This window comes from Kluyvera georgiana ATCC 51603, from assembly GCF_001654985.1.
In the GTDB taxonomy this organism is placed as follows: domain Bacteria; phylum Pseudomonadota; class Gammaproteobacteria; order Enterobacterales; family Enterobacteriaceae; genus Kluyvera; species Kluyvera georgiana.
Genome location: NZ_LXEU01000111.1, coordinates 1 through 7866 on the forward strand (window position 1 = coordinate 1; position 7866 = coordinate 7866).

15 protein-coding genes and 1 pseudogene are annotated in these 7866 nt (G+C 59.6%); 11 read left to right on the forward strand and 5 right to left on the reverse strand.

What is annotated here, in order from left to right; translation table 11 throughout:
- Together M989_RS23775 and M989_RS23780 are read left to right on the forward strand one after the other, a co-directional pair.
- Positions 1-266, forward strand: a 266-nt coding sequence (locus M989_RS23775) for a P-loop NTPase family protein (protein WP_167351070.1), incomplete at its 5' end; no start/stop codon positions are given.
- Complete coding sequence (locus M989_RS23780) at positions 266-799, forward strand: phospholipase D family nuclease (RefSeq protein WP_000792636.1); 534 nt, start codon at positions 266-268, stop codon at positions 797-799. The genes M989_RS23775 and M989_RS23780, both read left to right, overlap by 1 nt.
- Positions 800-971: 172 nt before the next feature.
- Here the strand turns inward: M989_RS23780 and M989_RS23785 are convergent, their stop codons facing one another.
- The 4 genes from M989_RS23785 to M989_RS23800 all read right to left on the reverse strand — a co-directional run bounded on the left by M989_RS23785 (position 972) and on the right by M989_RS23800 (position 2575).
- Positions 972-1286, reverse strand: a complete 315-nt coding sequence (locus M989_RS23785) for a hypothetical protein (RefSeq protein ID WP_000091613.1) — start codon at positions 1284-1286, stop codon at positions 972-974.
- Between the two features lie 254 nt (positions 1287-1540).
- Positions 1541-1897, reverse strand: coding sequence for a cupin domain-containing protein (locus M989_RS23790; RefSeq protein WP_000215515.1), 357 nt, complete (start codon positions 1895-1897; stop codon positions 1541-1543).
- Positions 1887-2288: a HepT-like ribonuclease domain-containing protein gene (locus M989_RS23795; protein ID WP_001293886.1), complete on the reverse strand. Its 402-nt coding sequence runs from the start codon at positions 2286-2288 to the stop codon at positions 1887-1889. Before M989_RS23795 ends, M989_RS23790 begins: the two co-directional genes overlap by 11 nt.
- The gene (locus M989_RS23800; RefSeq protein WP_064549225.1) at positions 2285-2575 is read right to left on the reverse strand and encodes a nucleotidyltransferase family protein; all 291 of its coding nucleotides are present in this window, start codon (positions 2573-2575) and stop codon (positions 2285-2287) included. Before M989_RS23800 ends, M989_RS23795 begins: the two co-directional genes overlap by 4 nt.
- Positions 2576-2733: 158 nt before the next feature.
- On the opposite strand from M989_RS23800, the pseudogene M989_RS23805 reads away from it, so the two are divergent.
- Positions 2734-2907, forward strand: a pseudogene (locus M989_RS23805) (DUF4158 domain-containing protein); the annotation flags it as partial.
- Between the two features lie 32 nt (positions 2908-2939).
- Here the strand turns inward: M989_RS23805 and merR are convergent.
- Entirely contained in the window at positions 2940-3395 is a 456-nt protein-coding gene (gene merR, locus M989_RS23810) for a mercury resistance transcriptional regulator MerR (protein WP_001166628.1), read from the reverse strand.
- A gap of 71 nt (positions 3396-3466) precedes the next feature.
- Between merR and M989_RS23815 the strand changes: the two genes are divergently transcribed.
- From M989_RS23815 to M989_RS23850, 8 genes are all read left to right on the forward strand, one after another.
- Complete coding sequence (locus M989_RS23815; protein ID WP_001294660.1) at positions 3467-3817, forward strand: mercuric transport protein MerT; 351 nt, start codon at positions 3467-3469, stop codon at positions 3815-3817.
- Between the two features lie 15 nt (positions 3818-3832).
- Entirely contained in the window at positions 3833-4108 is a 276-nt protein-coding gene (gene merP / locus M989_RS23820) for a mercury resistance system periplasmic binding protein MerP (protein WP_000732276.1), read from the forward strand.
- A 27-nt stretch (positions 4109-4135) separates the two neighbouring features.
- Positions 4136-4543, forward strand: a complete 408-nt coding sequence (gene merC / locus M989_RS23825) for an organomercurial transporter MerC (protein WP_000522993.1) — start codon at positions 4136-4138, stop codon at positions 4541-4543.
- 38 nt (positions 4544-4581) lie between these two features.
- Positions 4582-6264 carry a mercury(II) reductase gene (gene merA / locus M989_RS23830; RefSeq protein ID WP_000281123.1) on the forward strand — a complete coding sequence of 561 codons (1683 nt, stop codon included), beginning with the start codon at positions 4582-4584 and terminating at the stop codon, positions 6262-6264.
- A 17-nt stretch (positions 6265-6281) separates the two neighbouring features.
- Positions 6282-6647: a mercury resistance co-regulator MerD gene (gene merD, locus M989_RS23835; RefSeq protein ID WP_001277463.1), complete on the forward strand. Its 366-nt coding sequence runs from the start codon at positions 6282-6284 to the stop codon at positions 6645-6647.
- A complete protein-coding gene (gene merE / locus M989_RS23840; protein WP_001087807.1) occupies positions 6644-6880 on the forward strand; it encodes a broad-spectrum mercury transporter MerE in 237 nt (78 codons plus the stop codon). Before merD ends, merE begins: the two co-directional genes overlap by 4 nt.
- A gap of 65 nt (positions 6881-6945) precedes the next feature.
- Positions 6946-7158 carry a DUF3330 domain-containing protein gene (locus M989_RS23845; protein WP_000993245.1) on the forward strand — a complete coding sequence of 71 codons (213 nt, stop codon included), beginning with the start codon at positions 6946-6948 and terminating at the stop codon, positions 7156-7158.
- A 129-nt stretch (positions 7159-7287) separates the two neighbouring features.
- A complete protein-coding gene (locus M989_RS23850; protein ID WP_001162010.1) occupies positions 7288-7845 on the forward strand; it encodes a recombinase family protein in 558 nt (185 codons plus the stop codon).
- Positions 7846-7866: the final 21 nt, after the last annotated feature.

The window sequence follows — 7866 nt, forward strand, 5'->3', positions numbered from 1 at the left end:
ATGCTGCGTGGGATTATCTTAAAGCACTTAATACCGGCCATCCAGGCGGTGTTATGTCAACGCACGCTAACTCTGCGCGCGATGCCTTTAACCGTATTGGGCTGCTTATCAAGGCGACCCCTATCGGCCGTATGCTCGATATGAGCGATATTATGCGAATGCTCTACTCCACCATTGACGTTGTGGTGCATATGGAAAAGCGGAAAATCAAAGAAATTTATTTTGACCCTGAATATAAAATGCAGTGTGTGAACGGGAGCCTGTAATGAAAAACTTAGCAACCTGGCTTCTGGCCGCAGCATTTACGACAGCCGCCCTGCCCGCCTTTGCGGTGGAACCATCCGTTCAGGTTGGCTACTCGCCTGAAGGAAGCGCCCGCGTTCTCGTCCTGAGCGCCATTGACTCCGCAAAAACCTCGATACGGATGATGGCTTATTCTTTTACCGCCCCGGATATTATGAAAGCACTGGTAGCAGCCAAAAAACGGGGAGTTGATGTGAAAATCGTAATTGATGAAAGGGGCAATACGGGGCGCGCCAGCATTGCGGCCATGAACTACATAGCGAACAGCGGCATCCCTTTGCGTACTGACAGTGATTTCCCTATCCAGCATGACAAGGTGATCATCGTGGATAATGTGACCGTTGAAACTGGCAGCTTTAATTTCACCAAAGCGGCCGAAACGAAAAACTCGGAGAATGCGGTGGTGATCTGGAACATGCCTAAGCTCGCTGAATCATTCCTCGAACACTGGCAAGACCGCTGGAATCGGGGGAGAGACTACCGTTCCAGCTACTGAATACTGACCGCCAAAAGGCGGTTTTTTTGTTCAAAGAAACTGATCTCAGTATCGCGCCCGGGGCAGCTGGCCAACGTCGCCGGCATCGCGCCGGCAAAAATCGAAAAACAGAAATATCAGCAAGATAGCTTAAACAGGTGTCGGGAAATTTCGTTGAGATATTTTGAAGGAATCACAGTGTAAGCAGGCGCTTTTTCAGGGAGGCGCGTTCTTGCGGGTTGCGTCCCTTGTGATTGGCGATGCGATCCGCCGTGGCGGCCTGGCGCTTGACGGGCCAGTAGGAGCGGCCATCCTTGCCCATCGACCAGACGCTGCTGGCCTGGTTTTCCAGCAGGGGCAGATGGGCGCTCAGGGCTTCGGGCGACGCGCTGGTCAGCGCCGTGCGCTCACGGGTGCGCCAGCGCTGATGCCAGAGCTTCTTGTCCTCGCGCTCGCTGCCGCAGGTCGTGTGCCCGACGATGGGTGTTTTGCGGCGGCTGCGGCTCATAACGTAGTGGTCTCCAAGAACATTCAGGACTGATCCCAGGCGTCGATGGTCAAGACCTGATCGGCAGGACAGGCGGCTACGCGGTCGGGAACTGGATGGTGTTCAGTCTCATGCCGACCCCATTCGATTGATCGCGTCGCTTGCGGCACGCTGCGACGCAAGGAGGTTTGCGACCTGGTTTAGCAGCCGTGTCCGCTGCATGTCTGTTACCTATCTCCCCGACCGCTCATTGGACCAACTCCAGAGATTGGGCTCTATCGCTCAGCCAATACGAAACCGGCATTGGCTGATGCCACAACCGAGACTAACACAAATGGCTCGGTACCTGTATTTCGCGCCCCGTGCACTTGGCCCGGTCTTGCCACGGCTATCTCACCTTCCCTGAGGGCACGAACAATCCCATTGCCCTGAAAGTAATCAGCCATTCCCGACAAAACAGTCCACGTGTCTTGGCCGTGAGGATGAATGTGAGCCGCAATTTCCTGCCCGGGATGGACATGCCAAACCACGATAATTGAGTCTCGGGTTTCAAGCACAACGGAACGAATAGGCTCGCCTTCGGACGGCTGAACATACTCGGCTACAGAAAATATTCTCGATTCAACAGTCATCGGAGATCCCTCTTTCACAGTTGTCGTTACGGTCTTCATCGTCGGCATCCTGACGCACGGCGGGCAATTGCTGGAGCAACGCCGGCAGCCATTCCTGTACCGTCTCCCACACCACATCGAGGTTGATGTCGAAATAGCCGTGAGCCATGCGATTACGCATATTGCGCATGCTGCGCCACGGCACGTCGGCATGCGCCTGGGTGAACTCGACGTAGCCATCCATCACCTTTGTGGCCGCCTCGCCGATGACGATCAGGCTCATGATGACGGCCTGCTGGGTGCGCTTGTCGGCCAAGAAGTCGTCCTTGGCCATCCCTTCCACGAAGCTGCGCGCATCGGTTGCGGCCTGCTGAATGTGGTCGAGGTAATCGGGCAGGCGGTTCTCGCTCATATCGGTTGCGCCTCCGCGAGCACCTTGGCCCGGAACTCCGGCGGCAGGTCGCCGGGAGTCAGCAGATCGACGTCAACGCCGAGCAGCGATTTCAGTTCTTCTTCCAAATCGCCCAAGTCCAACAACGTGGCACCGGGCAGCGCATCGACCAACAGGTCGAGGTCGCTGCCATCCCGGTCGGTGCCATGCAGCACCGAGCCGAAGACGCGCGGGTTCGCGGCGCGAAAGCGGCCTACCGCTTCACGCACTGCGCTTCGCTTCATGTCAAGCACAACAGACGGTCGCATGCGCATCCTTTCTTATCGAAACTCGTTGAGATGATATGCAATCAAGAATAGAATTTCAAGAACTATTTTCGAGAATCGCAATGCCTTGATTCCCGTGCCGCGCCGGTTGCCTTGGCGGGCTTGTCACAAACCTACGTTTTCAAGAAGAAGGAAACCGCATGCCCCGCCGTTCGATCCTCTCCGCCGCCGAGCGCGAAAGCCTGCTGGCGTTGCCGGACACCAAGGATGAGTTGATCCGTCACTACACGTTCAGCGAAAGCGACCTCTCCATCATCCGGCAGCGGCGCGGCCCGGCCAATCGGCTGGGCTTCGCGGTGCAGCTCTGCTACCTGGGGTCGTCTCAGAATTCGGAAAATAAAGCACGCTAAGGCGTAGTCACCCCGTGACTCCCCCGCGCCGATGCAGCGAGCTTCGTTCCGTCTTGCAGTGACGCAATCAGCGGGCAGGAAACGTTCCCTTTCCGCGCGTGGCAGGCGCACACCAGTTCAGACAGCACGGCCTCCATGCGTGCCAAGTCGGCCATCTTCTCGCGCACATCCTTGAGCTTGTGCTCGGCCAGGCCGCTGGCTTCCTCGCAATGGGTGCCATCCTCCAGCCGCAGTAGCTCGGCGATTTCGTCCAGGCTAAAGCCCAGCCGCTGGGCCGATTTCACGAACCGCACTCGTGTTACATCCGCCTCGCCATAGCGGCGAATGCTGCCATAGGGCTTGTCTGGCTCCGGCAGCAGGCCCTTGCGCTGGTAGAACCGGATGGTCTCCACATTGACCCCGGCCGCCTTGGCAAAAACGCCAATGGTCAGATTCTCAAAATTAATTTGCATATCGCTTGACTCCGTACATAACTACGGAAGTAAGCTTAAGCTATCCAAACCAAATTTGAAAGGACAAGCGTATGTCTGAACCACAAAACGGGCGCGGCGCGCTCTTCGCCGGTGGGCTGGCCGCCATTCTTGCGTCGGCCTGCTGCCTGGGGCCGCTGGTTTTGATCGCCTTGGGGTTCAGCGGGGCATGGATCGGCAACCTGACGGTGCTGGAACCCTATCGCCCGATCTTCATCGGCGCAGCGCTGGTCGCGCTGTTTTTCGCCTGGCGGCGCATCTACCGCCCGGCGCAAGCCTGCAAACCGGGTGAGGTCTGCGCGATTCCCCAAGTGCGAGCTACTTACAAGCTCATTTTCTGGATCGTGGCCGCGCTGGTCCTGGTCGCGCTCGGATTTCCCTACGTCATGCCATTTTTCTATTAATCACAGGAGTTCATCATGAAAAAACTGTTTGCCGCCCTCGCCCTCGCTGCCGTTGTTGCCCCCGTGTGGGCCGCCACCCAGACCGTCACGCTGTCCGTACCGGGCATGACCTGCTCCACCTGCCCGATCACCGTCAAGAAGGCGATTTCCAAGGTCGAAGGCGTCAGCAAAATTGACGTGACCTTCGAGACACGCGAAGCGGTTGTCACGTTCGATGATGCCAAGACCAGCGTGCAGAAGCTGACCAAGGCAACCGGAGACGCGGGCTATCCGTCCAGCGTCAAGCAGTGAGCCACTGAACCCGAACCTGGGGCGATCATGGGACTGATTACACGCATTGCCGACAAGGCTGGCGCGCTTGGCAGCGTTGTTTCCGCGATGGGATGCGCTGCCTGTTTCCCGGCTATCGCCAGCCTGGGCGCGGCCATCGGCCTTGGCTTTCTACAGGAATACGAAGGGTTGTTTATCTCCAAGCTGCTGCCGCTGTTCGCAGTCGTGGCTTTGCTGGCGAATGCACTGGGCTGGCTGAGTCATCGGCAATGGTACCGCAGCCTGCTCGGGATGGTCGGCCCAGCCATCGTGCTGGCGGCCATGCTCTTGTTTTTTGGCAATTGGTGGACGGCGAACCTCCTCTATGTCGGTCTGGCCTTGATGATCGGGGTGTCGATCTGGGATCTGCTCTCACCGGCCAACCGCCGCTGCGAACTACCACCCAAACACGGCTAACTGCATTGGCAGTTGCCGAAACGAAAAGGAACGATGCAATGTATTTGAATATCACCGGAATGACCTGCGACTCGTGCGCGACACATGTCAAGGACGCCCTGGAGAAAGTGCCGGGCGTGCTGTCGGCGCTCGTGTCCTACCCGAAAGGCTCCGCGCAACTCGCCACCGATCCCGGCACCTCGCCAGAGGCGCTGACCGCCGCTGTGGCCGGCCTCGGCTACAAGGCCACACCCGCCGATGCCCCATCCACTTCAGCGCGGGGCAGACTGCTTGGCAAGGCGCTGGGATGGCTGGGCGGTGGCGACAAGGCTGGTGGTGATGGGGACGGACTGCACGTCGCCGTTATTGGCAGCGGCGGAGCCGCGATGGCGGCGGCGCTGAAGGCCGTCGAGCAAGGTGCGAACGTCACGCTGATCGAGCGCGGCACCATCGGCGGTACTTGCGTCAATGTCGGCTGCGTGCCGTCCAAGATCATGATCCGCGCTGCCCATATCGCCCATTTGCGCCGTGAAAGCCCATTCGACAGTGGCATCGCGGCGACTGTGCCTGCGATTGATCGCAGCAAACTACTGGCCCAGCAGCAGGCGCGCGTCGATGAGCTGCGCCACGCCAAGTACGAAGGCATCCTGGACAGCAACCCGGCCATCACCGTGCTGCATGGTGAAGCGCGTTTCAAGGACGACCAGAGCCTTGCCGTCCGTTTAAACGATGGCGGCGAGCGTGTGGTGGCGTTCGACCGCTGCCTGGTCGCCACGGGTGCCAGCCCGGCCGTGCCGCCGATTCCGGGCCTGAAAGAGTCACCCTACTGGACTTCCACCGAGGCCCTGGTCAGCGACACCATTCCCGAGCGCCTGGCCGTGATCGGCTCGTCTGTGGTGGCGCTGGAACTGGCGCAAGCCTTTGCCCGGCTGGGCAGCAAAGTGACGATCCTGGCACGCAGCACGCTGTTCTTCCGCGAAGACCCGGCCATCGGCGAGGCCGTTACAGCCGCGTTCCGTGCCGAAGGGATCAAGGTATTGGAATACACGCAAGCCAGCCAGGTCGCGCATGTGGACGGCGAATTCGTGCTGACCACCGGGTACGGTGAAATACGCGCCGACCAGCTGCTGGTCGCCACTGGCAGGGCACCGAACACGCGCAGCCTGGCATTGGAAGCGGCGGGAGTCGCTGCCAATGCGCAGGGGGCCATCGTCATCGACAAGGGCATGCGCACCAGTACGCCACACATTTATGCGGCTGGCGACTGCACCGACCAGCCTCAGTTCGTCTATGTGGCGGCAGCGGCCGGCACCCGTGCTGCGATCAACATGACTGGCGGCGATGCGGCCCTGGACCTGACCGCAATGCCGGCCGTGGTGTTCACCGACCCGCAGGTCGCCACCGTGGGCTACAGCGAGGCGGAAGCACATCACGACGGGATCGAGACCGACAGTCGCACCTTGACCTTGGACAACGTGCCGCGTGCGCTTGCCAACTTCGACACACGCGGCTTCATCAAGCTGGTCATCGAGGAAGGTAGCGGACGGCTCATCGGCGTGCAAGCGGTGGCCCCGGAAGCGGGTGAACTGATCCAGACGGCGGTGCTCGCCATTCGCAACCGTATGACCGTGCAGGAACTGGCCGACCAATTGTTCCCCTACCTGACCATGGTCGAAGGGCTGAAGCTCGCGGCGCAGACCTTCAGCAAGGACGTGAAGCAGCTTTCGTGCTGCGCCGGATGAGGAAAAGGAGGTGTTCAATGAGCGCCTACACAGTGTCCCGGCTGGCCCTTGATGCCGGGGTGAGCGTGCATATCGTGCGCGACTACCTGCTGCGCGGATTGCTACGGCCGGTCGCGTGCACCACGGGCGGCTACGGCTTGTTCGATGACACCGCGTTGCAACGGCTGCGCTTTGTACGGGCTGCCTTCGAAGCGGGTATCGGCCTGGACGCACTGGCGCGGCTGTGCCGGGCGCTGGATGCTGCGGACGGTGACGGTGCGTCTGCGCAGCTTGCCGTGTTGCGGCAACTCGTCGAGCGTCGGCGCGAGGCCCTGGCCAGCCTCGAAATGCAACTGGCCGCCATGCCAACCGAACCGGCACAGCACGCGGAGAGTCTGCCATGAACAGCCCAGAGCACTTGCCGTCTGAGACGCACAAACCGATCACCGGCTACTTGTGGGGCGCGCTGGCCGTGCTCACCTGTCCCTGCCATTTGCCGATTCTCGCCATTGTGCTAGCCGGCACGACGGCCGGCGCGTTCATCGGGGAGCACTGGGGTATTGCAGCCCTCACGCTGACCGGCTTGTTTGTCCTGTCTGTGACGCGGCTGCTGCGGGCCTTCAAGGGAAGATCATGACCGCTTCCCAGCCAGCCGAGAGTGGGCAGCTTTGAGCTTCGCTACCAATCTGGAGGAGTACCACCATGAACGCAAACGCCCCGAACACTGCCAGTTGCACCACCTGCTGCGTATGCTGCAAAGAAATTCCGCTCGATGCCGCCTTCACCCCGGAAGGCGCGGAATACGTCGAACATTTCTGCGGGCTGGATTGCTATGAACGCTTCCAGGCACGCGCCAAGGCCGCGACAGAATCTGACATTGCGCCTGTCCCTGGCGGTTCGCAGCCGTCAGATTGAGGCATACCCTAACCTGATGTCAGATGTTGAGCACAAACAACGTCAGAGTAGGGTATTAATTTATATTTATTGACACATTCAGCCAAGGGTAATAGATTTCATCCTGACATTTTTACCTTTGGAGGCATCTTGCAAGGTCAACGTATCGGCTACGTTCGCGTCAGCAGCTTCGACCAGAATCCTGATCGACAACTGGAACAAATAGAAGTCGGCAAGGTATTCACCGATAAGGCTTCAGGCAAGGACACACAACGTCCCGAACTTGAAAGGCTGCTGGCCTTCGTCCGCGAGGGCGACACCGTGGTGGTGCATAGCATGGACAGGTTGGCACGCAACCTTGATGACCTGCGCCGCATCGTCCAAGGGCTGACACAACGGGGCGTGCGCATGGAGTTCGTCAAAGAAGGGCTAACGTTCACCGGCGAGGACTCACCGATGGCCAATCTGATGCTGTCGGTCATGGGAGCCTTTGCTGAGTTCGAGCGCGCTCTGATCCGCGAACGTCAGCGCGAGGGAATCGTGCTGGCTAAGCAGCGCGGGGCCTACCGGGGACGAAAGAAATCGCTGAACAGCGAACAAATTGCCGAGTTGAAACGGCGAGTTGCGGCAGGCGACCAGAAAACCTTGGTGGCCCGTGACTTCGGCATCAGCCGCGAAACTTTGTACCAGTACCTGCGGGAAGACTGACCATGCCACGCCGCTCAATCC